The organism is Sulfurimonas sp., assembly GCF_050296975.1.
Taxonomy (GTDB): Bacteria; Campylobacterota; Campylobacteria; order Campylobacterales; family Sulfurimonadaceae; genus Sulfurimonas.
Map to the genome: position 1 here is coordinate 80379 of NZ_JBNKRX010000031.1, position 25039 is coordinate 105417.

26 protein-coding genes are annotated in these 25039 nt (G+C 34.1%); 18 read left to right on the plus strand and 8 right to left on the minus strand.

Annotation, left to right across the window (positions count from 1 at the left end):
* Positions 1-7 precede the first annotated feature (7 nt).
* From ACQY56_RS09370 to ACQY56_RS09380, 3 genes are read right to left on the minus strand one after another with little or no spacing between them, the layout of a single operon-like run.
* Positions 8-2245 carry a TonB-dependent receptor gene (locus ACQY56_RS09370; RefSeq protein WP_428737988.1) on the minus strand — a complete coding sequence of 746 codons (2238 nt, stop codon included), beginning with the start codon at positions 2243-2245 and terminating at the stop codon, positions 8-10.
* Entirely contained in the window at positions 2242-3267 is a 1026-nt protein-coding gene (locus ACQY56_RS09375) for an ABC transporter substrate-binding protein (protein ID WP_428737989.1), read from the minus strand. Before ACQY56_RS09375 ends, ACQY56_RS09370 begins: the two co-directional genes overlap by 4 nt.
* Positions 3268-3278: 11 nt before the next feature.
* Positions 3279-4067, minus strand: coding sequence for a TonB family protein (locus tag ACQY56_RS09380; protein ID WP_428737990.1), 789 nt, complete (start codon positions 4065-4067; stop codon positions 3279-3281).
* A gap of 183 nt (positions 4068-4250) precedes the next feature.
* Here ACQY56_RS09380 and ACQY56_RS09385 point away from each other — a divergent pair, with 183 nt between their 5' ends.
* The gene (locus tag ACQY56_RS09385) at positions 4251-4862 is read left to right on the plus strand and encodes a hypothetical protein (protein WP_428737991.1); all 612 of its coding nucleotides are present in this window, start codon (positions 4251-4253) and stop codon (positions 4860-4862) included.
* Here ACQY56_RS09385 and ACQY56_RS09390 read toward each other — a convergent pair.
* Genes ACQY56_RS09390 through ACQY56_RS09410 form a run of 5 tightly spaced genes read right to left on the minus strand, consistent with a single transcriptional unit; the run spans position 4849 to position 9467 of the window.
* Positions 4849-5625, minus strand: coding sequence for a TOBE domain-containing protein (locus tag ACQY56_RS09390; protein WP_428737992.1), 777 nt, complete (start codon positions 5623-5625; stop codon positions 4849-4851). The genes ACQY56_RS09385 and ACQY56_RS09390 overlap by 14 nt on opposite strands.
* A gap of 57 nt (positions 5626-5682) precedes the next feature.
* On the minus strand, positions 5683-7134 hold the full coding sequence (locus ACQY56_RS09395; protein WP_428737993.1) for a hypothetical protein: 1452 nt from the start codon (positions 7132-7134) through the stop codon (positions 5683-5685).
* Positions 7131-7931 (minus strand): metal ABC transporter permease, encoded by an 801-nt coding sequence (locus ACQY56_RS09400; protein WP_428737994.1) that lies wholly within the window; start codon positions 7929-7931, stop codon positions 7131-7133. Before ACQY56_RS09400 ends, ACQY56_RS09395 begins: the two co-directional genes overlap by 4 nt.
* The gene (locus tag ACQY56_RS09405) at positions 7928-8626 is read right to left on the minus strand and encodes a metal ABC transporter ATP-binding protein (protein ID WP_428737995.1); all 699 of its coding nucleotides are present in this window, start codon (positions 8624-8626) and stop codon (positions 7928-7930) included. The genes ACQY56_RS09400 and ACQY56_RS09405 overlap by 4 nt, the downstream gene beginning before the upstream one ends.
* Entirely contained in the window at positions 8613-9467 is an 855-nt protein-coding gene (locus ACQY56_RS09410) for a metal ABC transporter solute-binding protein, Zn/Mn family (RefSeq protein WP_428737996.1), read from the minus strand. The genes ACQY56_RS09405 and ACQY56_RS09410 overlap by 14 nt, the downstream gene beginning before the upstream one ends.
* A 135-nt stretch (positions 9468-9602) precedes the next feature.
* Between ACQY56_RS09410 and dksA the strand changes: the two genes are divergently transcribed.
* From dksA to ACQY56_RS09495, 17 genes are all read left to right on the plus strand, one after another.
* Positions 9603-9980, plus strand: coding sequence for an RNA polymerase-binding protein DksA (gene dksA / locus ACQY56_RS09415; protein WP_428743753.1), 378 nt, complete (start codon positions 9603-9605; stop codon positions 9978-9980).
* Positions 9977-10342: a Fur family transcriptional regulator gene (locus tag ACQY56_RS09420; protein WP_428737998.1), complete on the plus strand. Its 366-nt coding sequence runs from the start codon at positions 9977-9979 to the stop codon at positions 10340-10342. The genes dksA and ACQY56_RS09420 overlap by 4 nt, the downstream gene beginning before the upstream one ends.
* A gap of 11 nt (positions 10343-10353) precedes the next feature.
* On the plus strand, positions 10354-10929 hold the full coding sequence (ribA, locus tag ACQY56_RS09425; RefSeq protein WP_428737999.1) for a GTP cyclohydrolase II: 576 nt from the start codon (positions 10354-10356) through the stop codon (positions 10927-10929).
* A 47-nt stretch (positions 10930-10976) separates the two neighbouring features.
* The gene (surE, locus tag ACQY56_RS09430; RefSeq protein ID WP_428738000.1) at positions 10977-11765 is read left to right on the plus strand and encodes a 5'/3'-nucleotidase SurE; all 789 of its coding nucleotides are present in this window, start codon (positions 10977-10979) and stop codon (positions 11763-11765) included.
* On the plus strand, positions 11758-12399 hold the full coding sequence (locus tag ACQY56_RS09435) for a tRNA threonylcarbamoyladenosine dehydratase (RefSeq protein ID WP_428738001.1): 642 nt from the start codon (positions 11758-11760) through the stop codon (positions 12397-12399). The genes surE and ACQY56_RS09435 overlap by 8 nt, the downstream gene beginning before the upstream one ends.
* Entirely contained in the window at positions 12396-12638 is a 243-nt protein-coding gene (locus ACQY56_RS09440) for a thiamine biosynthesis protein ThiF (protein ID WP_428738002.1), read from the plus strand. The genes ACQY56_RS09435 and ACQY56_RS09440 overlap by 4 nt, the downstream gene beginning before the upstream one ends.
* 237 nt (positions 12639-12875) lie before the next feature.
* A complete protein-coding gene (locus tag ACQY56_RS09445) occupies positions 12876-15719 on the plus strand; it encodes a subtype B tannase (RefSeq protein WP_428738003.1) in 2844 nt (947 codons plus the stop codon).
* A gap of 170 nt (positions 15720-15889) precedes the next feature.
* Positions 15890-16129, plus strand: coding sequence for a hypothetical protein (locus ACQY56_RS09450; RefSeq protein WP_428738004.1), 240 nt, complete (start codon positions 15890-15892; stop codon positions 16127-16129).
* Positions 16130-16137: 8 nt separating this feature from the next.
* The gene (gene greA, locus ACQY56_RS09455) at positions 16138-16635 is read left to right on the plus strand and encodes a transcription elongation factor GreA (RefSeq protein WP_428738005.1); all 498 of its coding nucleotides are present in this window, start codon (positions 16138-16140) and stop codon (positions 16633-16635) included.
* Positions 16622-17635, plus strand: coding sequence for an N-acetyl-gamma-glutamyl-phosphate reductase (gene argC, locus ACQY56_RS09460; RefSeq protein ID WP_428738006.1), 1014 nt, complete (start codon positions 16622-16624; stop codon positions 17633-17635). The genes greA and argC overlap by 14 nt, the downstream gene beginning before the upstream one ends.
* A complete protein-coding gene (locus ACQY56_RS09465; protein WP_428738007.1) occupies positions 17625-18353 on the plus strand; it encodes a UDP-2,3-diacylglucosamine diphosphatase in 729 nt (242 codons plus the stop codon). Before argC ends, ACQY56_RS09465 begins: the two co-directional genes overlap by 11 nt.
* A 13-nt stretch (positions 18354-18366) precedes the next feature.
* Positions 18367-19308 (plus strand): chemotaxis protein CheV, encoded by a 942-nt coding sequence (locus ACQY56_RS09470; RefSeq protein ID WP_428738008.1) that lies wholly within the window; start codon positions 18367-18369, stop codon positions 19306-19308.
* An 11-nt stretch (positions 19309-19319) separates the two neighbouring features.
* Entirely contained in the window at positions 19320-21734 is a 2415-nt protein-coding gene (locus ACQY56_RS09475; protein WP_428738009.1) for a hybrid sensor histidine kinase/response regulator, read from the plus strand.
* 15 nt (positions 21735-21749) lie between these two features.
* On the plus strand, positions 21750-22241 hold the full coding sequence (locus ACQY56_RS09480) for a chemotaxis protein CheW (protein WP_428738010.1): 492 nt from the start codon (positions 21750-21752) through the stop codon (positions 22239-22241).
* A gap of 12 nt (positions 22242-22253) precedes the next feature.
* On the plus strand, positions 22254-23369 hold the full coding sequence (locus tag ACQY56_RS09485; RefSeq protein WP_428738011.1) for an MlaE family lipid ABC transporter permease subunit: 1116 nt from the start codon (positions 22254-22256) through the stop codon (positions 23367-23369).
* Positions 23369-24103 carry an ABC transporter ATP-binding protein gene (locus tag ACQY56_RS09490; RefSeq protein WP_428739817.1) on the plus strand — a complete coding sequence of 245 codons (735 nt, stop codon included), beginning with the start codon at positions 23369-23371 and terminating at the stop codon, positions 24101-24103. Before ACQY56_RS09485 ends, ACQY56_RS09490 begins: the two co-directional genes overlap by 1 nt.
* Positions 24100-25038 carry an MlaD family protein gene (locus tag ACQY56_RS09495; protein ID WP_428738013.1) on the plus strand — a complete coding sequence of 313 codons (939 nt, stop codon included), beginning with the start codon at positions 24100-24102 and terminating at the stop codon, positions 25036-25038. The genes ACQY56_RS09490 and ACQY56_RS09495 overlap by 4 nt, the downstream gene beginning before the upstream one ends.
* The last annotated feature ends 1 nt before the right edge of the window (position 25039 follow it).

The following is a 25039-nucleotide window of genomic DNA, read 5'->3' on the forward strand; positions in this document are numbered from 1 at the left end:
TATACCCTTAATATTTCAGATTTAAACTTGCATACATACCAAAAGGTGCACCTGTTTGATACGTACTAGAAGTTCCGTATGCAGCTAAGGCATTATCTGCTGAGATAATAGTCGCTATATATTTTTCGTTTGTTAAGTTTGTAACTGTCAGTCTAAATAGACTCTCACTAGAGCCAAACATTTGAGGAGCTTTGTATGCTACATCCAAATCTACAAGTGCATACGCATCAATTTTTTCTGTGTTTGCAACATCCCCGTATCTGCTTGATGTATATCTTACACTTGGAGTAAATGTCCAGTCATTCAGACTATAAGAGATTGCCCCTTTTGCCATGAACTCAGGTGCATCTGGGAGTTGATTTCCTTTTATATTGGTTGTAGTTGTCGCTGATGATTGGAAATCTTCAGTGAAATAGTACTTATTGTATGAAAGTGAAGCGATAAACTCTAAGTTTTCAGTAATAGCACCATTTGTTGCAAATTCAGCACCATACCCTAAAGCTTTTCCAACATTTGCTGGATAATTTACACCATTTGCATAGATAGTTGCTTGTTTATTATTTACAAAAGAGACAAACACACTAGGGTTTAGTGTAATAGCACCTACGCGTATTTTTGCACCAAGATCGATATTGTCCGATGTTTCTAATTCTAGATCATTCCACAATGACTGTAAAGTAATGTTTTGAGCTACAAATGTAGCTCTATTACTTGCGTATGTTGGAAATAAGTTGACATCAAATCCATATGTTCTTGAGTAATCAACATAGATTGTGTCAGTAGAACTTAGATCATATGCAAGGTATAAAGCAGGGATAAAAGTATTGAACTCTTTTGCATCAACACTAGAGTATGGATCAAGTGTAGCCTGTGTGATCGCGGTATCGTGGTCATAACTTGTTGCAGAAGTAGTTCCAATATAGTTGTTTATAGATGCAAGTGTAAAAGTTTGGTATTGCATCCCAACGCTATAATGTACCTTATCCATATCACCACTTACTTCAACAAAAGGAGTTTGCAGTGTATGGTATGATGTATCTGCTAAGATACCGTACCCTTTGTAAGAGAGATTTCCACTTGCATCAACAGTATATTTTTTTTGATCTGTTGGAGGACCAGGAGGGAGTTGTTTATGGTACCAGTACCCAATTTTTGCTTTTAATGCTTCACTAAATGTATGTTCATATGAACTTAAAGCTCCATAAAGATCATGATCCATCTGCCAGTTCATAACCATATGATTTGTACCTTTTGTTTTACTAAACCAGTACTCACCTTTATCTTGTTTATAATAGGGTTTGATTACGATAGCATCATTGGCGGTAACATTAAATAAAAGGTCAGCAACCACTGTAGTTGTATCAAAACTTTGTTTATTCCAATCATAGTAGTTGTTATCGTTTGCAGATGTTGGTTTTGTAGTTGAGAAATCTTTTGAATAGTATGTACCTAAATCTTTTGCCTGTGCATAAGTTAAACTAGCATAGTTATGGTGATCGTCAGAGTTTCTCATGATATAAAGTTCTGAAGAAAAAGCCTCATTTGGTTTATACGATAATCCTATCATCCCATTGATTCTTTGTTGCTCTCCTTCACCTTTTGTTTTATCACTATTTAAAATTGAAAGAGAACCAAAAGCACGTAGATCACCAAGTGAACCACTATCAAAACGGGTAAAAGTTTTACTAAATGAGTTACTTCCAATAGATTGTGACAGTTGCGCTCCTACTTTGTTCTTTGGTTTTAAAATATTGAGATCAATTTTTCCGATCAAACTTGAAAACCCTAAGTTTTTATCTACACTTAAGTAGCCTTTATGCAGATCGATTGAAGCAACATTTTCCAAATCAAGTGTTTGTTTTCCACCACCAGGATTACTAGAAACTGGTGTTCCATTAATCATATAAACACCACCAGGACCTGTTTGACTTTTAGCACGTATACGGATTGGATCATGGTATGAGGGTTCATTAGAACCTGTTTGATCAACTGGTGTAAAGTTCACTGATGGTGAAAACTGAATAACTGTGTATGGATTCATATTGGCTTGTGTTGAAAGAGTAGATAAACTTTTTTGTGTAAAAGTTTGTTTATTTTGTTTTGCATCTTTTGCCCCATCACCAAGATACATTGATCCTTCATCTTCTTGGATTGTTGAATTGACCACAATTTTTTCTACACTTAGCGGTGATGCTTGTAAGGCAGCAAATGCTACAAGTGAGAGTATTGGCAACTTTAGTTTCATTTTTCTTCTTCTCCTAATATAGTTTTAATCTGCTTGGCAGATATGTTTTTGTGTAAAAATAGTTTGTAAAACTCTTTGATTCGATCATTTAAGTTTATGTTGTACTCTTTTGGATGAAACGTATGAGCTAACCACTGAATCCCGATAATTCTCATGAAAGAGGGTGGACGATCCACCCAGTTAAAAGGTGTATTTGGTACTACATAGACTTGTTTGTTTTTGACTGCTTTTAGATTTTGGAAGATATCATCATAAAGCACTTGATTGTAGATATAATCGTTTTGTGCGATGATAACTTCTGGATTATATTTATAGAGGGTTTCAACATTGATTTTCTCTAGTCCTAAAAGATTACTTTGTGTACATTTATGAACATTCTCTCCACCTGCAAAGTTCATAGCTTCAACGTGAAAAGATTTATCACACTCAGTTGAGAGCCCATCGATACCCTCAGCATAGTAGTAACGTACAGGTTTGACATCTTTAAGCGAAAGTGTTATCTCATCAATAATTTTTTGTGCGTAGTTACTTAAAACTTTCCCCCTTTGCTCTTCATCAATGGCAATAGCTCCTACTTCTATGGCACGTGGCATAGAGGTGATTTTTCTAAAAGGGATGGTAAAAGTTGGGAATTTGGCTTTTTTTATAGACTTTTCAACAGTCGCAACCATCATATCATCTTCCCAAACAAGAATAAGATCAGGTTTTCGTAGTAAAAGTGTCTCTAAGTTTATATTTTTTCCACCACCATGAAAAGAACCTATAATAGGCAGTGATAAAAAATAGGAATCAAGATACTCTAGGGTTGCATTATTGTTTGGATTTTTGGCACCAAAATTAAGTCCCACCATCTTTTTTGGATTTAGAGCATAGATGAGATAGTTCATAGGTGGAGATGAACCAAAAACTTTTGTAACTTTATCGGGAACTTCTACTTTATGGGAGTAAAAGTCCTCTACGGTTTTGGCTTCGAGTGAAATAACTAATGACATAGCTATCACTATAGAGATGAAAAAATTCATTTAAATTTCCTTTATGATTGTTGTTGGAGTGAAAACGCAATAGGAATTTTCAAATCAACTTTTTTATCTAATTGAGGGAACTCTCCATCTAAGGAAGAAACAGTCTGGAGAGCTCGTTTATCCAATACAGAGCTAGAGCTACTTTGTACAAGTTGTAGGTTTGATACTTTTCCACTTGTGGAGAGTGAAAAAGAAACGACTACAACTCCTTCAAGACGCAATTTTTTGGCAATTGTGGGATATCTTAAAGCACTTTGGATCAAAGATCGAATTAGAGCTAGCTGAGAAAGTTTCTGTTCGGACAAAGGAGAATTTTGCGAAGCTAACTCTTTTTTATTAATAAGAGGTTTATCCTTTTGCTCTGTATGTGGAATTTGAGGCGTAAACGCCTCAAGAGGCTCAACAACGGCTTGTTTTTGTTGAGTCTCTTGAAGAGTTTTCTCTTGTATAGGTTTTACTATGTTAGGTTCTTTGATAACTTTTTTCACCTCTTTTATTTTTTTAGTTTCATGTTTAACAGCTTTTTTTGGTTCAACTTTTTTATGTTGTTGAACAACTTTCGTTTTTTGCGGTAAAGCTTCAGGGGTGATTGTATAAGAAGCTAAAGAGATAACAGTGCTTGTTTGAACTTTTTTACTTTGTTTTTTCTCAAAAGAAAAATGTTCATCTATTGTATATATGATTAAAACCAATAACAGAAGATGCAAAATTAATGATATGCCAAAAGCTTTGAATTGAATCAACTTTTCTTGTTGTATTTGTAATGATATAACGCTTGGTGAAATTACAGCTACTGACATTTTTACTCCAAAAGAGATAGGTTTTACTTCTTATTTATTTCATTATATTCTTTAAGATATAGCGAATTGTATATAAACTTTTCTTAAACTTTTATAAGATTAATATTTATTTAAATATTTCTATGATAGCATTGCATAAAAAAATTATTAAATGTTAAATACAGTTAGTTAAAGCGGGATATTTTGAAAGGGAAAGCACATAAGTTTATAACTGAAAAAGTTTTAGAATATTTTTCAGAGGAATTTGACTTCTCAGAAAATGAGAGGTATTGGATAGCTAGAGGAAGTACGGCGGAAGATTCTATATTTCTTCCTACTAAGGGTGCTAAATGGCATTTTTATCGATATAACAGTTTTATAAAAAAGCATATTGGGTTATGTATTAACCCAATATCAGAAACTAGACTTAAAACATTGAGTGCAAGAATAAAATGGTTATTAGGGGATGAAAATAAAGCTGAAACTTTAGGGAATATTATTCATCATATTCAAAATATGAATACACCTAAGCATGTATTGCCTATATATCAAGAAGTAGGCAAAACAGATTCATATGAAAAGTATATGATGAGCAGGATAAAAGATATGGAGTTTTTGTCTACAATTAATAAAAGTATAACTCCAAGAGATTGGTTTGATATATATGATTCTAGTGCTCAACTTAATTGTTCTAAAGTAAATAGAAAAGCTACTCACAGAGAGATTGATGCTGTTTATGAAGATTTTACTAAGCAAACTGCTCAGACTACATATGAGGCTTTAAAATATTTTGTTATAAAATTTAAGAACCAATAATGATTTTTGAGTAGTTTATAAGTGCATAAGCTTTTTGTCCCTCTTGAATCAATTTTGCTTCTTCATTAGGTAGTAAAGCAACTAGGGCATATTTTTCATTGATTTTTAAACTTACTTCACTATGAGTCTTATTGCTTAGTATTGACTCTATTGTACCTTCTACAATGTTAGTGTTTTCATCTTCTTGTGGTTTTTGAGTAGTTAAACTTATATCGCTTGATTTGATGATCCCATAGACTTCATTACCAACACTAAGGTGCATATTTTCTGCAGATTTTGCTGTGATAGAAGATGTCAGTGTCCCACCACCAGCAATTTGCATAGAGATAATTGCATGTATTTGATTGATTGTAATTTGTGTGATAGTTGAGAGGATTTGATTTCTCGCACTTGTTGTTAAGAAGTGGCGGTTTAAGATTTGTGCTAAATGTTCGGGGTTATCTCCAGCTTCAGAAAATCTGTTGATAAATTGGCGATGGAGTTCGTTGAGTCTTTTGTAAGTATTGATAAGCTCGTATGCGTATTCTGTTAAGGTAGTTCCTCCACCACCTTTTCCACCAATAGTTCTGTTTATGATTGGATGATCCGCTAACTCATTCATAGAATTGATGCGTTCCCATGCAGCTTTGTAACTCATCTTCATCTCTTTTGCCGCAGCATTGATCGAACCTGTTTGTGCAATTTTTTCTAAGAGTTCGATTCTGCCTGCTCCCAAAAAGCTTTTATCATTTTTCGTCAGCCAAAATCTTCCATCAATTTTCATATGCACAAACCTTATTTAAATTTTTAATCATATCATAGCAAAAATTTAGTTTGAGTTTTATGTGAAAAGGAGTAAAACACCTAATAAAAAGATAATTGTTAAACTCCCAAACTCTAAGTATTTTTTTAAGTTGTTGTTTTTTAGTGCTGTCTTTTTACGAATAGAGACACTCAGTAGTGCTGAAAAATAGATAATCGTACTCATCCCTAAACTCATAACAAGTGCCGATAAAAATCCAGCAAAATACAACCCTAAAGAGATTGCAAAGATAAATATAGTTGTAGTCCCAGGACATGGGATGATCCCAGCAGAGATGATAAGTGCAAAATCTGTAGAGTTGTTTTCTACCTTGCATGATGCACACGAACAAGTAGCTACATGGGGCGTTGTGCTAAAACTCATTTTTGGAGTTTGATTGGACTCTAGTTTCTTAATCTGTTTATACGCTTTGTATTTTGTATAAAACAGATACAAAGCGATAGAGATGATAATGAGTGCAGATATTTTTGTAGTGAGATAAACACTATCTTGCATAAATTGAGATAAAAAAGTACTCACTCCAAAATAGATAATGAGTGTGAGTAAAAAAGCTGAAAAAGTATGCACAACTCCAATTGCCAAAGAGACAAAGAGAGCTTTTGTGTATGAACGATCATTTGTGAGAAAATAACTCGCCACTAGTGTTTTTCCATGCCCAGGTCCAAGTGCATGGATCAAACCATATATGTAGGCAAATAGTAAGAGAGTTATATATGTTAGAGGGTTTGTTTCATCTTTTATGGATGAAAAAAGCTCTTTTATCTTTAGGATACTCTGTTTTAAAAGATTGGTTTGTGCATTTTCTTGAGCTGGAGGTGTAATCTCTGGAGCTTTTTGAGGCACTTTCTTTGGAATTTTTTCAAGAGTTTTTTCTGGTGTTTTCACTTCATTTTTTTGTGTTGTGACATTTGGAGTCCTTTGTTTAAAAACAATGGAAGCAGTGTAGAGATAAAGATTTGGCTTAGATGAAAACTCTTTTGAATCTATCTCAAGATCAGTCACAACAAAAGCAAAAAAACTATTTTCATCTAAAAACACAAAAGAAAGAAGCGAATTGTCTTGAGGGGTGATTTTTACATCTACATCATAGGAAAAATTGAATCTGTCATTTTTTAAATCAATTGAAAAATTTTTAAACTTTGCCTTTATCTCTTTTGCATCTTCATTAGCATCTTTAGCAAAGTATACTTTTGTTGCCATGTGATTGACTTGAAGATAATCTAAAAATGCTTTTTTTATGGTTTGAAGTTCACTTTTATCAAGCTCATCATTTTTATTTTTATCATATTGCAGAAGTAAAGAAGATACAAATGTATCTGTAAAAATCCACTCTACATGAGTAGTTTTGAGTGTATTGTTTTGTTCTTTTAGTTGCAGATGTATCTCTGCTGTTGGTATCATTAACTGACATGCAGCACATCCAAATACGATGTTTTGAAAAAGTAGTAAAAAAAGTATAAATTTTTTCATCGTGTTCCTTTAAAAAGTAAAAAAAATATAAAAAAAAGTGCTGATACCAAGATGATACTTGCACCTGATGTCAAGTTAAATGTATAGGACAACCAAAGACCACTTAAGGTAAAAAAAGATGCTATAAAACCAGAAAGTATCATCATCCTTGCTAATGAGGAGGAAAGTTCTTGAGCTATATAGACTGGAATTGTAAGGAGTGCTATGACAAGGATAAGCCCTACAACTTTGATTGCTATGACGACGCTAAGAGCAGCCAATACAAGTATAAGTGTATAAAAAAATTTTACATTTATACCACATAAAGCTGCATATTCACTGTCATATGATACTGCTAAAATTTTACTATACCAAAAAGCAAGTATCAGCAATATTGTAACAAATAAAACTCCCATAAAGTAAAGGTCGCTTTCATTAACGGCAAGTATAGAACCAAAAAGATAACTCATAAGATCAACATTATATCCAGGTGTTAGATCAACAAATATTATCCCAATTGCCATGCCAACTGCCCAGATAAGCCCTATAAATGTATCTAATCTCTCTTTTTGTTTGAGAGTGACACCAACCATAATGAGAGCTGCTAGTACAGCAAAAACAGATGTTCCCAAAAATATTGGAAGACCAAAAAACAGAGCTAAACCTATACCGCCATAAGCTGCATGTGCAATACCTCCAGCCAAAAAAACCATTCTGTTAACTACAACAAGTGAGCCGATAATTCCAGATACAAAACTTACTAAAACTCCAGCGATAATTGCGTGTTGTATAAATTGATAAGAAAGAGCCTCTATCATTTGTATCCTTGCATCATCTCGAGGAGTTCTACTTCGCAAAAATGGTTTGGTGAGGTATGTAGATTTTGTTGCAAAGAGCTTATATCATGAAAAGTGAGTGTTTTATTGATATGTGCTACTTTATTGGCGTATTGAAGTACGACAGAGAGATCATGACTCACTACTATAATAGTGATGTATTTATTAAGTTTTTTAAGCAGGTCATAAATCTGTTTTTGTCCATTTACATCTATATTTGATGTAGGCTCATCGAGTAATAGTATCTGTGGATTAGCAAAAAGTGCACGTGCAATCATAACACGTTGACGTTGTCCGCCTGAGAGAGAGCCTATCTTTTTATCTGCAAAATTTTGCATACCAACTTGTTTTAAAACATCCATAGCGTTTGCACGAGATTTGTTTGATAAATCTCCCATCATAACAACTTCTATCGCTTTGATTGGGAAGTTTATATTGATGTTTGTGTTTTGTGGTACGTAAGCGATTGTATCTGAATAGATTTTGATTGAACCACTTTGAGCTTTGTAAAGCCCAAGTATGAGTTTAAGGAGAGTTGTTTTACCCCCTCCATTAGGTCCTATCAAAGCTAAAAAATCTTTCTCATCTACACAAAGGTTTATATCTTCTAAGATAGATTCCTGTTTGTGTTTGAATGAGAGAGATTCAATCTCTATAAGATGTTTATTTATCTGCAATTGCTCTTGCCATCTGTATAAGATTTTGAGACCATTGTGGATTTAAAGGAGATATTTTTTTAACTATGACACCTGTTTCTTTAGCGATTGTTTGAGCACTTTTATCGGAAAATTCTGGCTGTGTAAAGATAACTTTTACATCTTCCTCTTTAGCTTCTTCAATAATGTTAATCATCTCTTTTGGTTTTGGACTTTTACCTTCAACTTCAACAGAAACTTGTTTAAGATGATATTCTTTTGCAAAGTAGCCCCAAGAAGGATGAAATACCATAAATGATGTATCAGGTTTTGTATCTTTGAAAATCTCTTTGATCTCTAGGTCAGTTTTGTTAATCTCTTCGAGAAAGTTAAGAAGGTTTTTTTTGTAAAACTGTTGATGTTTTGGGTCTAGCTCTGTTAAGCTTATATAGATTGTTTGTGCCATAACTGCTACATTACTTGGCGATGTCCAAACATGTGGGTCCATCTCATCATGATCGTGTTGATGTTCATGCTCATGCTCATGATGGTGTTCAACCATTTCTATCTTTTCAATTCCAGCATTCATATCTATAAATTTTAGAGTTTTATTTTGAGATTTAAATTTGTCTAACCAAGCTTCTTCAAACTCTACACCGATACTAAAATAGATATCGGCTTTTGAGAGTGCGACCATTTGTGAAACTTTTGGCTCATAACTGTGTGGTGAGGCACCTTGTGGCACCATTACTGTGACTTCTGCCATCCCTTGTGCAATTTTATCAACAAAAGTTTTTTGTGGCAATATGCTCACGACAATAGTCGGCTTGGCAAATATACTCGTTTGCAAAAAAAGAAAAAATAATACAGATAATAGTTTCATAGAAACTCCTTTAAATAAAGTTGAATTGTATAGGTAGAGTACTTAAATGCAACTTAGTCGCATTTATATAAGTTTGATTAAAGAGAAAAAGGGGTACTATGCGCTTCAATTGTTAATATGGGAAAAGGATACATGATGCAGATGAATGAACTTGAGTTTTTCAAAGAAACTTTAAAAGATCGAAAAATCCAAATTTTAAAAAATATTGGAGGATTGCAAAACGAACTTGAGGAGTTAAGCAGATGTGAGCTTAATGATGAAGGGGATTATGTCTCGATAAGTAATAATGCAATGATTGAAAGTGCTATTGGTTTACAGCAACAAGAGGAATTGAATGCGATAGACAGAGCTTTGGCTAAAATCGCATCTGGTGAATATGGTACGTGTGAAATGTGTGGCGATGATATAGGATTTCAAAGATTAAAAGTAAAACCTCATGCGATTTATTGTATCCATTGTAGAGAGATTATAGATAAACCTACAAAACAAAAACGTGGGAATGCTTCGCTATGAAAATAGAAAATATTATCGAAGAAAAAAACTTAAAACGCACCCCCGCACGAACAGAGTTACTTGAAATATTTTATACTCAAAACAAACCGATATCTTATGAAGATATCAAAGAAAATATCAAAATGGATAAAGCAACATTTTATAGGAATGTTTCTAAGTTTGAACAGGAAAATATTTTAAATAGTTTTGAGTCAAATGATAAGAAAAGATATTATGAAATACAAAAAAGTCCTCATGCTCATTTTATATGTAACGCATGTAATACGATAGAGTGTATACAAGATATTGATATGCCAAAACTTGAAGGTTACAAGATTGAAGATGCAATTTTTAAGGGGCTTTGTAAACACTGTAATGAATGAAAGCAAAATAAATGAATATAGAAAAATCAACTGAAGCAAAACTCCCAACAAAATATGGAAACTTTACAATCAAAGTATATAAACAAAATAATCAAGAACATTTAGTTTTTATGAGTGAAAATTTTCACGATCTAAAAATTCCAAATGTAAGAATTCACTCTGAATGTTTAACTGGAGATACTTTTGGAAGTTTAAAGTGTGACTGTCAAAATCAGCTAGAACTTGCGATAAAGTTTATAGCAAAAGAGGGTGGTATGATTATCTACCATCGACAAGAGGGGCGAAATATCGGACTTTTAAATAAAGTCAATGCGTATGCACTTCAAGATCAAGGTAGAGATACAATCGAAGCAAATATAGAACTTGGTTTTAGAGATGATGAGCGAGATTATAGTGTTGTTAGAGAGATTTTTGCAGATTTGGGTCTAAAAAATATAAAGTTGATTACGAATAATCCTGAAAAAATAGCCTATATTGAAAGTATAGGTGTAAATATAGTCTCCAGAATACCTGCTATAACACCGATAAATGTTCATAATGATGGGTATATAAGTGTAAAAAAAGAGCAGATGGGGCATTTGTTATAACTGGACAATATGTCTTAAATGTAATATTTAGATGTTAAAATACCTCTATGGAAAAAAGATACACTATATTAGTAACGAACGATGACGGATATGAGGCAAAAGGGCTTTTGGCTCTAAAAGATATTTTACAAACTATACAAAATGTAGATGTGATTGTAGTAGCACCTGCAAATGAAAAATCAGCTTGTGGGCACTCTTTAACGTTGGTTCGACCTTTGCGTTTTATCTCTGTTGAGGATGATTTTTACAAACTTGATGATGGGACACCTACTGATTGTGTCTATCTTTCACTAAGCACTATGTTTGAAGAGAAAAAACCAGACCTTGTGATTAGCGGGATCAATCGCGGCTCAAATATGGGTGAAGATATCACTTACTCTGGAACTGCCGCTGGAGCTATGGAAGGTGTACTACATGGCATACCTTCGATCGCAATATCTCAAGTGATGGATTTTACAAATCCAGATGGAGATTTTACTCTCGCACAAAATACGATAAAAAGTATTGTTGAAAAAATACTAGCAGGAGATTTTCCACTTCCTGATCGAGAGTTTTTAAATATTAACATCCCACCAGACGTCGATCAAGCAGATATAAAGGTCACATACGTCGGGTATCGCCACTACGAAAATGATTCACACGTGCATAGAAATCCTCGTGGGGAAGAGTACCATTGGTTAGGATTGCATCCACTTTCATTTTCTCCAAGGGATGGAGTAGAGGTTATGAGTGATTTTGAAGCGATACAAGCTGGATATATTTCGATCACACCTATTATGCTTGATCTGAGTGCTTATAAAAGTATAAATCAACTACAAGAGTGGATAGATGCCTAGATATGCTAGAACAAAACTCCTCTTTGGAGATGATTTTGAGAAATTGCAAAATGCAAAGCTCATATTACTTGGAGTAGGCGGTGTTGGCAGTTTTTGTTTAGATTGTTTATACAGAAACGGGATAACCGACATTACGATTGTAGACTTTGATACCTACGATATAACCAATCAAAACCGCCAAATGTGGTCTGAATTACATGAAGATGCAGTAAAAGTGGAAGCTCTTAAAGAGCATTATCCAGAGTTGACAATTATACATACACGAGTGGATGAAGAGTGGGTAAAAGCATTTGATTTTGAACCTTACGATCTAGTCCTTGATGCAATTGACGATACAAAAGCAAAACTAGCCCTTGCCCAAAAGTGTTACAAAAAACTGATCTCATCTTTTGGAAGTGCAAAAAGAGTTGATCCTACAAAGGTACAAGTAGCAGACATCTGGAAAAGTTACGGCGATAAATTGGGTGCAAAAATCCGCTATGAACTCAAACGTAGAAAGTTTACGAAAAAATATAAAGTGATCTTTTCAAGCGAGGAAGCACAGATCAAAGAAAAAGGGAGCTTTATGGGGGTAACTGCAACCTTTGGACTTACTATGTGCGCAGAAGCGATCAAGGCGCTTCGTAAAAAATGAACTACGATCTAAATTCTCCCCTTGTTTGCGAAGGGATTATAGGCGATGGCTGTGGCGGTGGACGCATATTTTTTGTTGAAGATGAAAAACTGCAAGTTTATGATCCAATGACAAAAGATATTATGGTGCTTTTAGAAGAGTTGATAGATGTGAGCTCTATAAGTAAATTAGGCTGTATAATAACCATAAAGCAAGAGGACAAAACTATAGAGTTTAATCTCTCAACATTTAAAAGTTAAATTTTTTCCTCGTTCTCAAGTTCTCTGTGATAACGCATAAAAATATAAAGATTTATACCACTAATTTTATGAAGTTTGTTCATGTTAGCTTTGAAAAAAAGAGAATTAAAAAAGATGTTTTCTTCAAAGTAATGAATATTTTAAAGGTAGCTATTTTTATTGTGAGTGATAAATTGAATTTTTCTCAATATTTCATTAATATTCAAAATATATAATTTGACTGCAAAAGGAATAAGAATGACAAAAGCTTTTTATAAAACTATTTTATTTTTTCTATGTGGTGCACTCTTTCCATCACTTTTAAGTGCAAGTTATGACTTAACATTTAGTTTAAATAAATATACAATCAAAACATTTAATCTTAACGGCAAAGAGATAAAATATCGTGCGTTTGAAAATATAGTTTATGTAAAAAATCCTGTAGATATAAAGTTCCAAAGTATGAATTTTTATGTACCTGAGGCTTACTATGCAGGTAAGAAAATAAGAGATTTTACGAAAGATACTGCACCTATATTTTTACCAAATGAAGTGGGAGGGTATATGCCTGGGAGCTCTGAAGTTCCAGGGATAAGTAAATTTACAAACCAACCAAATGCCACAATTGTAGCGTTATCAAAAGGCTATGTTGTAGCATCTCCAGCTGCACGTGGAAGAATACTAAAGGATAAAGATGGACATTTTACAGGTAAAGCACCAGCTGCGATTGTTGATCTAAAAGCAGCAGTTAGATATCTTCGTTATAATGATAAAGTTATGCCCGGTGATGCTCTTAAAATTATCTCAAACGGTACAAGTGCAGGAGGAGCGTTATCTGTACTTTTAGGTGCAAGTGGAAATAATAAAGACTATGAACCATATCTAAAAGCACTTGGAGCTGCAGAAGCAAACGATGATATATTTGCGGTATCTGCGTATTGTCCGATTACAAATCTTGAACATGCTGATATGGCATATGAATGGCAGTTTAATGGCGTAGATGATTATAAAAAAATCTCTATGGAGATGCTTGACTTTAAAATGCAACGTCAAGAGTTTGCTGGGACATTAAGTGAAAAAGAGAAAGAAATATCAAATAAGTTAAAACCGCTTTTCCCTACATATCTCAACTCACTAAAACTAAAAACTAAAGACGGCACACAACTCAGCCTTGATGAAAATGGTAACGGAACATTTAAAGAGTATGTAAAATCTTTTGTAATAGCTTCGGCTCAAAAAGAGCTAGATAAAGGACAAAACCTTTCATCGTTAAAATGGTTGAGTATTAAAAACAGCAAAGTTATCGATATAGACTTTGAACAATATGTTAAATATATGGGTAGAATGAAAACTCCTCCTGCATTTGATGCTTTGGATTTAAAAAGCGGCGAAAACAATCTTTTTGGTACAAGTAGTGTCGATAATATGCACTTTACAGATTTCTCAAAGCAAAATGATACGGTAGGTGGTCAAAGTGCATCTAAAGAGATTGTCAAAATGATGAATCCGATGGAATATATTCATGCGAGATGGACGGATACGACAAAATACTGGCGTATTCGCCACGGTTCAATAGACAAAGATACATCTTTGGCTATTTCTGTGATGTTGGCAACAAAACTTCAAAATGATGGAAAAGTTGTTGATCTTGCATTTCCTTGGGGTAAACCTCATAGTGGAGATTATGATTTAGATGAGTTATTTGCTTGGATGGATGATATCTCTAAACACAAAGTTTGGGATAAATCATACGGTGGTGTAGATAAAAGCTATGACGATAAACTTTTAACAATGCGTGACAAGATTGCCCCAAAATTTAAAAGACTTCAATTTAAAGATAAAATTACTGGTAAAACAATGGATTATAATCTTTATATTCCAAAAAACTATGACTCAAAGAAAAGCTATCCGCTGGTACTTTTTATGGCAGATGCTAGTACGACAGGTAAAGGGATATGGTCTCCTTTGATGCAAGGTTACGGCGGTATTATCTGGGCTACGGTCGAATCTCAAGCAGAGCATCCAAGTTTTGTACTAGTACCTGCTTTTGCAGGTCCAGATAATGTTACTCATGATGACTGGAGTGTAAGTGATGAGCTTGGCATTGCACTTAGACTTTTAAAAGACACGGTATCAAAATACAGCATTGATAAAGATAGACTTTATACTACAGGTCAATCAATGGGTGGTATGATATCTTTTTATCTAAATGCAAACTATCCTGACCTTTTCGCAGCTTCAATTTTTGTAGGTAGTCAATGGGATATAAATGTGCTAAATCCACTTACTAAAAAGAAATTTTTCTATATAGTATCCAAGGGAGATGAAAAAGCTTCAAAGGGTATGAAAGAGCTAGGAGATATGTTTAAAAGTAAAGGTATAGAGTTTGGTTATACAAAATTTGATGCAACTTTATCAGATGAACAAAAAGAGGAAAAAATCCAAGATCTTTTGTCTTATGGATATAGTAGAAACTTTGTGCAGTTTACTGAAGACACGGTTACACCTAAAGATGAGAGTGGACCAGGTGGAGAGCATATGTACTCTTTTGATTATGCATATCAGTTAAAAAGTGTGCGAGACTGGCTTTTTAAACAGTCAAAAAAAAAATTTGATAGAAATGAAAAAGCAAGAACAGTCTTTAATACGGCACTAAACTATTTTAACGGTGACATCGTAAAGCAAGACTATAAAAAAGCTAAAGAGCTTTTAGAATTAGCAACTAAACAAGGAGATATGAAAGCTCCAAGATATTTGGGTGTTTTATATCAAGAAGGCTTAGGGATTAAAATTGATTATAAAAAAGCTTTGACGTTTTACAAAGAGGGGGTAAAACGTGGTGATATAACTTCTGCTGAAAAAATTGGTATCTTATATGAAAAGGGTTTAGGGGTAAAACAAAGTTATCAAGATGCTCTAAAATGGTATTTAGTAGCTGCTCCAAGTCCAGAAGAGGCATCTAAAAATATACATCCTCGTATTCATGCAGTACAAAGGCTTGGGTATTTTTATGAAAATGGTTTGGGTGTGAAACAAGATAAAGAAGAAGCAAAAAAGTGGTATGCTATTTTTCTTCATAGAAGAGTAAAACATATAGATTAAACTGTGTGGATTATCTTCTAAAAAAATATAAAATTTCAAAGTACATTAATATAAAAAGCTTTTAAACTGACAATATACACTTCAATACAGTACATTGGAGCAAGTAGAAGAAATACTGATATAAGCTAAACTTTTGCTATAATGGTAAAAAATTATTTTAGGACTTTTAAATGAAAAAAATTCTTTTAGCAAGTATGTTTTTAGCAACACTACTTTTTGGTTTTGATATGGGAGCTGCTGTAGACGCTGTGGATAAAGAAAAAGCTGTAGATTCTGTAAATCAAGAAAAAGCAGTTGCAGCAGTTGCAAAAGGAAGTGATATGACGGTGGATGATGTTGTTGAAAGTGTTGATCAAAACAAAGCTGTAGAAGCAGTTGATCAAGAAAAATTAATGAAAGCACTTTATTAGGAAAATAGATGAACAACGTAGAACCGATGACAATTTTTGGCTATGAAAAACTCCAAGCTGAAGTAAAAGACTTAAAAGAAGTGAAACGCCCAGGTGTTGTAAAAGCGATCGAAGAGGCGCTAGAGCATGGAGATTTAAAAGAAAATGCAGAATATCACGCTGCCAAAGAGATGCAAAAAAATATAGACAACCGTTTAGCAGAGCTTCAAGAGCTTCTTGGAAATGCACAGATAGTTGACCCAAGTGAACTTGAACATGCACGTGTAAGTTTTGGATCAACTGTTGTTATGACAGATATTGATACAGATGAAGAGGTTACATATACTATAGTTGGTGGTGCTGAGAGTAATCCAGATATGGGACTTATCTCTTTTAACTCACCTTTAGCAAAACAACTTTTAGGAAAAGAGGAGGGCGACGAGGTAAAAGTTCGTCTTCCAGGTGGAGAAAAAGAGTTTGAGATCGATGAAGTAAAATATCAGGAGATTGTTTTTGACTCACATTAATGTAGGGGTGGTTGGTGCTAGTGGTTATACTGGATTAGAGCTCATTAAAATCTTAGTGCAACACCCAATTTTTCAGATCACTTATGTTGCAACAAGTGAGGGTGGAGTAGAGTTAGATAAACTTCACCCTGCTATGCAAGATGTTTTTTCATCTCCTGTAGAAAAAGCGGATGTAAAAGAGATTACTACAAGATGTGAACTTGTATTTTTAGCACTACCACACCAAGCATCTATGGGATTTGCAAAAGGTTTGATCGATGAAGGTATAAAGATAGTTGATCTCTCAGCAGATTACCGTCTAGAACTTGAAACATACGAAAAACACTATTGTCCACACGAAGATAAAGAGCATTTAGATCAAGCTGTATATGGTTTACCAGAGCTGTACCGTGAAGAGATTAAAAAAAGCTCACTTGTGGCGAATCCTGGGTGTTATCCAACTGCTTCGATTTTGGCTCTAGTTCCATTTACAGACTATATAGATGAAAATTTTCCTATATTTATAGACGCCAAAAGTGGTGTGAGTGGTGCTGGAAAAAAATGTAATGAGTCTACACACTACATTAGTATAAATGAAAATATTTTCCCATATAAAGTGCTTTCTCATCGACATGAACCAGAGATCAAAGAGAAGCTTTTTAAACAAAGCAATAAAGAGTTTGATATCAATTTTGTCCCTCACTTGATTCCAGCTACACGTGGAGAGTTGATCGATGCATATATGCTTTTAAAAGAGGATATCGATCCATTGCAAGTACTTCGTGAGTTTTATAAAGATGAGCCGTTTGTGCGAATTTTTGATAAACCAGTAGATATAAAATCGTGTTCGGGTACAAACTTTTGTGATATCTATGCACAGAAAAAAGGAAATAAACTTTATGTAAATAGTGCAGTTGACAATATCTTACGTGGTTCATCTTCCCAAGCTGTTGCAAATGCAAATTTAATGTGTGGGTTAGCGGAGAATTTGGCATTGCCAATCATTGCGTATGTCCCATAACTTACAGATAAAAGAGGGTGCATTTGTTATAGCAGATGCACACTACTGCAAAGAGCGACCACAACTTCTTGAACTTATAAAAGCTATCCACTCTAAGAAACTTCAACCACCTCAACTCTTTTTAATGGGTGATATTTTTGACGCTTTATTTGGTTCGATTGAGCATACATATAAAGATAATATGGAGATGATTAAACTACTCCAAGAGATAGCTCAAACAATGGAAGTGATTTACTTTGAAGGAAACCACGACTTTAATCTAAAAGCTGTTTTTAACAACATTCAAATCTTTACAATCAAGCAACAACCAGTACTATGTAGTTTTGAAGATAAAAAAATATATTTGGCACATGGGGACTTTGATGCACCTTTGGGGTATCAAATATATACATCATTTATTAGAAACCCACTTATGCTGAAAATTTTAAAGCCTTTAGATAATCTTTTTAACCATTTCATTTTAAATTTTGTAGATAACCATTTAAAGAAAAAAGAGGATTGCAAAGAGCTTGATTGGTTTGATGATTTTATAAAAAACCGTTTTCAAAATAAGTATGAATGTGACTTTTTTTTAGAGGGGCATTTTCATCAAAATAAGTTGCTCAAATTAGAAAAAATGAGTTATATCAACTTAGGTGCTTTTGCTTGCAATCAAAGATATTTTATAGTAAAATCGTTGCATAACAATACAATATTAGAAGAAAAGCAGTTCTATTAAAGGGATATAAAAGATGGATGACAACTCTTTAAAAGTTGGTTCTAATGAGATGGAACTTGTTGACTTTCGCATCTTCAAAGAGGAAGATGGAGAGATATACGAGGGTATCTATGGTATTAATGTTTCAAAAGTTAGAGAGATTATAAAAGTACCTTTTTTAACTGAACTTCCAGGTACACCTGAGTTTATTGAGGGTATTTTTGATCTTCGTGAAGTAGTTATACCAGTAGTAAATCTTGCGAAGTGGATGGGGATTACTGAGCCTGAGGATAAAAAATTACTTAACTCTAGAGTAATTATTACAGAGTTCAATAATGTCCTTATTGGTTTTATCGTGCATGATGCTAAGAGAATTAGAAGAATCTCTTGGAGTGACATTGAACCAGCTACATTTATAAGTTCAAATAGTGGCATCGATGGTAGTAAAATTACTGGGGTTACTAAAATAGAGGGTGATAATGTTTTACTCATCTTAGACTTAGAAAGCGTAGTACAAGACTTAGGTCTTTATGAACCAGATACAGAGATACAAACCAAAAGTATCGAGCATTTTTCAGGAATTGCAATGGTTTTAGATGATAGTGCTACTGCTAGAAAAATAGTTACCGATGCATTAGAGAAAATGGGCTTTGATGTGATAGGTGCTGTAGATGGTGAAGAGGGACTTCATAAGTTGGAAGATCTTTATAAAAATTATGAAGATAATATTACTGATAACTTAAAAATAATTATCTCTGATGTGGAGATGCCAAAAATGGATGGTTTCCATTTTGCCGCAAAAGTAAAAGAGGACCCACGTTTTCATCAAATACCAATAGTATTTAATTCATCAATTAGTGATCATTTTAGTGAAGGTCGTGGTTTAGAAGCTGGAGGGGAAGCTTATTTAGTTAAGTTCCAAGCTGGAGAATTTTATGAACAAGTTGCACGTGTAGTGCACGCACATATGAAGTAGGAGTATAAAATATGGATGAATTTCAAGAGATACTGCAAGACTTTTTAGTTGAGTCGTTTGAGCTTGTTGAAAAACTGGATGAAGATTTAGTTGAATTAGAGACAAATCCAGAAGATTTAGAACTTTTAAATGGAATCTTTCGTGTCGCACATACCGTAAAAGGGGCTTCATCGTTTTTAAACTTTGATATTTTGACACATCTTACTCACCATATGGAAGATGTTTTAAATAAAGCAAGACATGGGGAACTTACTATTTCTCCTGATATTATGGATGTTATTTTAGAATCAGTTGATTTAATGAAACAACTTTTAGAGCAGATTCGTGATACAAGTGAAGATGGTGGTATTGACGTAGCTGATTGTGTATCAAGACTTGATAAAATCAGTGGAGGGACTGGTGAAGTCGATACTCCAGCTGCAGAGGCTCCAGCACAAGAACCTGAAAAAGAGGAAGTTCAAGAAGAAACTTCTGCTGAGGAAGAGAGTGCAGGTGATAATATCGATCTCGAAAATATGTCTGATGAAGATGTTGAAGCTGAGATAGCAAGACTTTTAGCCGAGCGTCAAGAAGAAGATAAGAAAAAACGTGAAGAGAAAATTGCAAGAGGGGAAAAAGTACCATCTTTAGAACCAGATTCTGAACCAGAAGAGGGATTAAAAGAAGAAGGTGGGGTCGCTACACCTCCACCACCGCCTCCACCACCATCAGCCCCAAGAGCTTCTCGCGGGAGTGGTTCAAATGGAGATTCGGAGCCAAAAGCTGGTGCACCTGCAAAAAAAGCTCCTGCAGCAGTTGATCAAACTATTCGTGTAGATGTTAAAAGACTTGACCACTTAATGAACCTTATAGGTGAGCTTGTTCTTGCAAAAAACAGACTTATTAAAATTAATGATGATGTTGAAGAGCGTTATGAGGGTGAAGAGTTTTTAGAAGAACTTAATCAAGTTGTTTCTATCGTTTCACTTGTAACAACTGACCTCCAAATTGCTGTTATGAAAACACGTATGCTTCCAGTTGGAAAGGTGTTTAATAAGTTCCCAAGAATGATTCGTGACCTTTCACGTGAACTCAATAAAAAAATTGAACTTGTTATCTCTGGAGAAGAGACAGAGCTTGATAAGTCGATCGTTGAGGAGATTGGTGATCCATTAGTTCACATCATCCGTAACTCTTGTGACCACGGTGTTGAAGCTCCAGACGATAGAAAAGCAGCAGGAAAAGAGGAAATTGGTACGATTATGCTTAAAGCATATAATGAAGGAAACCAAATAGTTATCCAGATAGATGATGATGGTAAAGGGCTTGATGCAGATGCATTAAAGAATAAATCACTTGAAAAAGGGATTATCACTGAAAAAGAAGCAGATTCTATGAGTGATAAAGAAGCATTTGGACTTATCTTTAAACCTGGTTTTTCAATGGCTAAACAAGTCACCAATGTTTCTGGTCGTGGTGTTGGGATGGATGTTGTAAAAACAAACATCGAAAAACTAAACGGTATTATTGATATAGACAGTGAGATAGGAAAAGGGACTTCTATGAAGCTCAAAATTCCTTTAACACTTGCTATTATCCAAGCATTGCTTGTTGGTGTTCAAGAGGAACATTATGCGATTCCACTTGCATCAGTTCTTGAGACTGTACGTATCTCAACAGATGAGATATATACAGTTGAAGGTAAAAGTGTTATGAGACTTCGTGATGAAGTATTGTCACTTGTACATATTGGTGATATTTTTGAGGTTGAGCGTATTCTTGATGCGAGTGAACACGCTTATGTTGTAGTACTGGGGCTTGGTACAAGTAAACTTGGACTCATTGTTGATACTTTGGTTGGTCAAGAGGAGATCGTTATTAAATCTCTTGGAGAATACTTAAAAGGTATTGATGGAATTGCTGGTGCTACTATTCGTGGTGATGGTGGTGTAACACTCATTGTTGATGTGGTCGCTCTTATGGATATGGCAAAAAATGTAAAAGCAACAGCTTTAACAGATGCTTCTAGTAGTGCAGGGTCTGCAGTAAATGAGAAAAATGCTCCAAGTGACTACACAGTTATGATTGTAGATGATTCTAAAACAGACAGAACTATTATGCGTAAGGCATTAGAGCCTATGGGAATAACACTTGTAGAAGCGAGTGATGGTCAAGAAGCACTCAGTGTTTTAAAAGCTGGTGAACACAATTTTGATGCTATGCTTGTAGATATTGAGATGCCAAGAATGGATGGCTATTCTCTTGCATCAGAGATCAAAAAGTATAATAGATATAAAAACTTACCACTCATAGCAGTTACGTCTCGTACAGGAAAATCAGATCGTATGCGTGGTGTTGAGTCTGGTATGGTTGAGTATATTACAAAACCATACTCAATGGATTACCTAGCAAGTGTTGTTCAAAGAAACATTAATTTTAAATTTTAAATCGGAGTTTGTATAATGGCTGATAAACTAAAAGATATAATAAATAAACAGCAACAAAAAGATAATATTGTTGAACAGCTTGATAATGTTGTACAACTTGTTGGCTTTATGATTGGTGATGAAGAATACGCTGTGCCTATTTTATCTATTCAAGAGATCATCAAACCTTTTCCTTGGACTAGAGTTCCTCAAGTTCCAAAATATGTGATGGGTGTATTTAATCTGCGTGGAGCAGTTATCCCACTCATTGATTTACGTACAAAATTTGGATTGCAGCCAAAAAAACATGGTGAAGATACACGTTTTATCGTTATGCGTAATGGTGATGATGTTGCTGGATTTGTGATCGATAGATTAACAATGGCAATTCGAATTAAAAAAGAAAACATAGGACCAGCACCAGATACTATCAATGATGAAGATACTATTATCGATGGTGTTGGAAAACAAGAAGATAAAATCATCACTCTATTGAAAGTTAATAAGCTATTAGAGAGAGATTTTTAAAAACTCCAGATAATGGATACGCTACTCCAAATTATCAGCAACAAAAGTGAGCTTCTCTTGAAATTTTCAGGAGAGATCACAGTATACCAACTCCCAAAAATTGAACAAGAGGTTTCAGGTGTCAATTTTTCAAAATATTCCCATATACACTTTGATTTAAAAGAGCTTACATATTTTGATAGTGCTGTAGCACTTTATTTGGATAAAATTTTTCAACAATTAGAAAGTGCTAAATCGTCTTACACTATTTTGATTGAAAATACTACACTACAATCAACATTAGAATTGGTAAAATCAAAACGTATAACAATAGATAAACTCTCAAAAACAAAAACAAAATTTGCAGAAAAAGTGGGTAAAAAAGTATACACTTTTTATACTGCATTTATCAGTTTTATACAGTTTCTTGGAAAAGTATTTGTATCGTTTTTGCTCTATCTTAAATCACCACATACAATTAGATACAAAGAGATATTTTTTGAGATCAATGAGAGTGGCATAAAAGCTATAGGGATCATTGCTCTAACAAATTTTCTTGTTGGACTTGTTGTAGCATATCAATCGGCATATCAGTTAAAACTCTATGGTGCGAATATTTTTATAGTAGATATGTTGGGACTTTCAATTTTAAGAGAATTAGCACCGCTTATTACAGCTATAGTTATAGCTGGACGAAGTGGCTCTGCATACACAGCTCAAATTGGTGCCATGAAGATAACACAAGAGATTGATGCAATGAAAACGATGGGGTTTGAGCCCTTTGCTTTTTTGGTACTTCCTCGAATTATAGCACTGAGCATCACAATGCCTTTACTGATCTTTTTAGCAGATATGATGGGGATGTTTGGGGGGATTCTCATTGCAAACCTTGATCTTAAAATAACGACCGATATGTTTATCGATCGTTTTCATGAAGTAATCGCTGCAAAACATTTTTTTGTAGGGATTTTTAAAGGTCCATTTTTTGCCTTTTTAATAGCAACTATAGCTATTTATAGAGGTTTAATGGTCAAAGACGATACACAAAGTATAGGGTTTAACACTACAAAAAGTGTTGTTGAATCTATCTTTGCAGTGATTGTATGTGATGCAATTTTCTCAATCGCTTTTACAAACTTGGGGATATGATGAGTTTGATAGAAGTAAAAAATTTAAAAACTGTATTTGGTGATAAAGTTGTCCATGATGGGGTCAACTTAAGTGTCCAAGAGGGTGAGATATATGGACTCTTAGGACCAAGTGGATGTGGGAAAACTACACTGCTTCGTGAGATTGTAATGTTACAAGAGTTTCATGGTGGTTCAGTGAAAGTTTTAGGAAAAAAGATAGAGACACTTACAACAGATGAGATACTCTCGCTTAAACGTCAATGGGGTGTTTTATTTCAATTTGGAGCACTTTTTTCTTCCCTTACCATCGCAGAAAATATTGCATTGCCACTTGTTGAGTATACAGAGTTATCTCGTAGTATGATTGATGAGATTGTAAGGTTTAAGATCAATTTAGTTGGTTTAAAAACAGAAGATGGTGATCTATACCCCTCCCAAATCAGTGGAGGAATGCGGAAAAAAGCTGGACTTGCACGGGCTTTAGCACTTGATCCAAAACTACTTTTTTTAGATGAGCCTACAAGTGGACTTGATCCTATCTCTGCACGAGAATTTGATAGTTTGATTTTAGATTTACGTCAGATGTTAAATTTAACAATTGTAATGGTTTCTCACGATTTGCGTTCAATTTATGATACTTTAGATAGAATAGCTATAATTGATGATAAAAAAATAGCATTTGAGGGCTCTTTAGATGAGATTGATACACTCCAAAACGAGTTTGTAAAAACATTTTTTAGGCAGAAACTATGAACAATAAAGTAAATTATACACTTGTTGGACTCGCTGTTCTTATCAGTTTTGGTATTTTATCTGTATTTTCATACTGGATGTTAAAACCTTCACATATGGATGAAAACAAGCATTATGTGATCTATTTTGATGAGTCTGTATTTGGACTCAACCTTGATGCTCCTGTAAAGTTTCGTGGTATTCGTGTAGGAAAAGTTTCAAAACTTCGTATAAATCCAAATAACTCGGAACAAGTTGAAGTACAAGTAAATATTTTAAAAGATACACCTATAAAAAATAATATCGTTGCAATTCTTACAGCACAAGGAATTACAGGTTTAACATATGTAAATTTAACTGTTGGAGATACGTATGCAACGAAAACAGTTATGATTGAAGATGAAGAGTTTCAAGTTATTGCCACTGCTCCATCAATCTTTAAAAATATTCAAAAATCTCTGGGAAATGTTTCTGATCATTTAACAACAACGCTCTATCAAGCAGAAAAACTTTTAGATGATAAAAACCAGCAAGAGATGATGAAGCTTATAAGCTCTACTAGAGATACTATGGAAAAACTCTCAAGAGCATTGGATGATAAAACAATCGATCATTTTCATAGTGCAGTGGCAAATCTAGATTCAACAATTGAAAAATTTGAAGGTTTGATAGATCATACTGTAACTTGGGAAAACAAGATAGCAACCTCTTTAGAGTCAATTATGAACAGTTATAAAAAAATAGATGCTGCAATGACAGAGTTTAAAAGAGCAGTCAGCAGTGGAGAGTTTAATGTTAAAGAGATATCTGCTGAGGTAGTACCAAATATCAATAATACATTGATACAACTTCAAGAGAGTATGATAAAACTTGATGGCACACTTAAAGAGTATGAAAGAAGTCCATCAGATATACTATTTAAACGTCAAGAGATCAAAAAAGCACCAGGGGAGTGAG

Bases quoted from the DNA above. Each gene is read 5' to 3' on its own strand.
- ACQY56_RS09370 (WP_428737988.1), bottom strand. From the start codon at position 2,245: ATGAAACTAAAGTTGCCAATACTCTCACTTGTAGCATTTGCTGCCTTA.
- ACQY56_RS09375 (WP_428737989.1), bottom strand. From the start codon at position 3,267: ATGAATTTTTTCATCTCTATAGTGATAGCTATGTCATTAGTTATTTCA.
- ACQY56_RS09395 (WP_428737993.1), bottom strand. From the start codon at position 7,134: ATGAAAAAATTTATACTTTTTTTACTACTTTTTCAAAACATCGTATTT.
- ACQY56_RS09390 (WP_428737992.1), bottom strand. From the start codon at position 5,625: ATGAAAATTGATGGAAGATTTTGGCTGACGAAAAATGATAAAAGCTTT.
- ACQY56_RS09475 (WP_428738009.1), top strand. From the start codon at position 19,320: ATGGATGAATTTCAAGAGATACTGCAAGACTTTTTAGTTGAGTCGTTT.
- ACQY56_RS09470 (WP_428738008.1), top strand. From the start codon at position 18,367: ATGGATGACAACTCTTTAAAAGTTGGTTCTAATGAGATGGAACTTGTT.
- ACQY56_RS09445 (WP_428738003.1), top strand. From the start codon at position 12,876: ATGACAAAAGCTTTTTATAAAACTATTTTATTTTTTCTATGTGGTGCA.
- ACQY56_RS09440 (WP_428738002.1), top strand. From the start codon at position 12,396: ATGAACTACGATCTAAATTCTCCCCTTGTTTGCGAAGGGATTATAGGC.
- ACQY56_RS09400 (WP_428737994.1), bottom strand. From the start codon at position 7,931: ATGATAGAGGCTCTTTCTTATCAATTTATACAACACGCAATTATCGCT.
- ACQY56_RS09485 (WP_428738011.1), top strand. From the start codon at position 22,254: ATGGATACGCTACTCCAAATTATCAGCAACAAAAGTGAGCTTCTCTTG.
- ACQY56_RS09495 (WP_428738013.1), top strand. From the start codon at position 24,100: ATGAACAATAAAGTAAATTATACACTTGTTGGACTCGCTGTTCTTATC.
- ACQY56_RS09380 (WP_428737990.1), bottom strand. From the start codon at position 4,067: ATGTCAGTAGCTGTAATTTCACCAAGCGTTATATCATTACAAATACAA.
- ACQY56_RS09465 (WP_428738007.1), top strand. From the start codon at position 17,625: ATGTCCCATAACTTACAGATAAAAGAGGGTGCATTTGTTATAGCAGAT.
- ribA (WP_428737999.1), top strand. From the start codon at position 10,354: ATGAATATAGAAAAATCAACTGAAGCAAAACTCCCAACAAAATATGGA.
- ACQY56_RS09420 (WP_428737998.1), top strand. From the start codon at position 9,977: ATGAAAATAGAAAATATTATCGAAGAAAAAAACTTAAAACGCACCCCC.
- surE (WP_428738000.1), top strand. From the start codon at position 10,977: ATGGAAAAAAGATACACTATATTAGTAACGAACGATGACGGATATGAG.
- greA (WP_428738005.1), top strand. From the start codon at position 16,138: ATGAACAACGTAGAACCGATGACAATTTTTGGCTATGAAAAACTCCAA.
- ACQY56_RS09490 (WP_428739817.1), top strand. From the start codon at position 23,369: ATGAGTTTGATAGAAGTAAAAAATTTAAAAACTGTATTTGGTGATAAA.
- ACQY56_RS09450 (WP_428738004.1), top strand. From the start codon at position 15,890: ATGAAAAAAATTCTTTTAGCAAGTATGTTTTTAGCAACACTACTTTTT.
- ACQY56_RS09435 (WP_428738001.1), top strand. From the start codon at position 11,758: ATGCCTAGATATGCTAGAACAAAACTCCTCTTTGGAGATGATTTTGAG.
- ACQY56_RS09410 (WP_428737996.1), bottom strand. From the start codon at position 9,467: ATGAAACTATTATCTGTATTATTTTTTCTTTTTTTGCAAACGAGTATA.
- ACQY56_RS09480 (WP_428738010.1), top strand. From the start codon at position 21,750: ATGGCTGATAAACTAAAAGATATAATAAATAAACAGCAACAAAAAGAT.
- dksA (WP_428743753.1), top strand. From the start codon at position 9,603: ATGCAGATGAATGAACTTGAGTTTTTCAAAGAAACTTTAAAAGATCGA.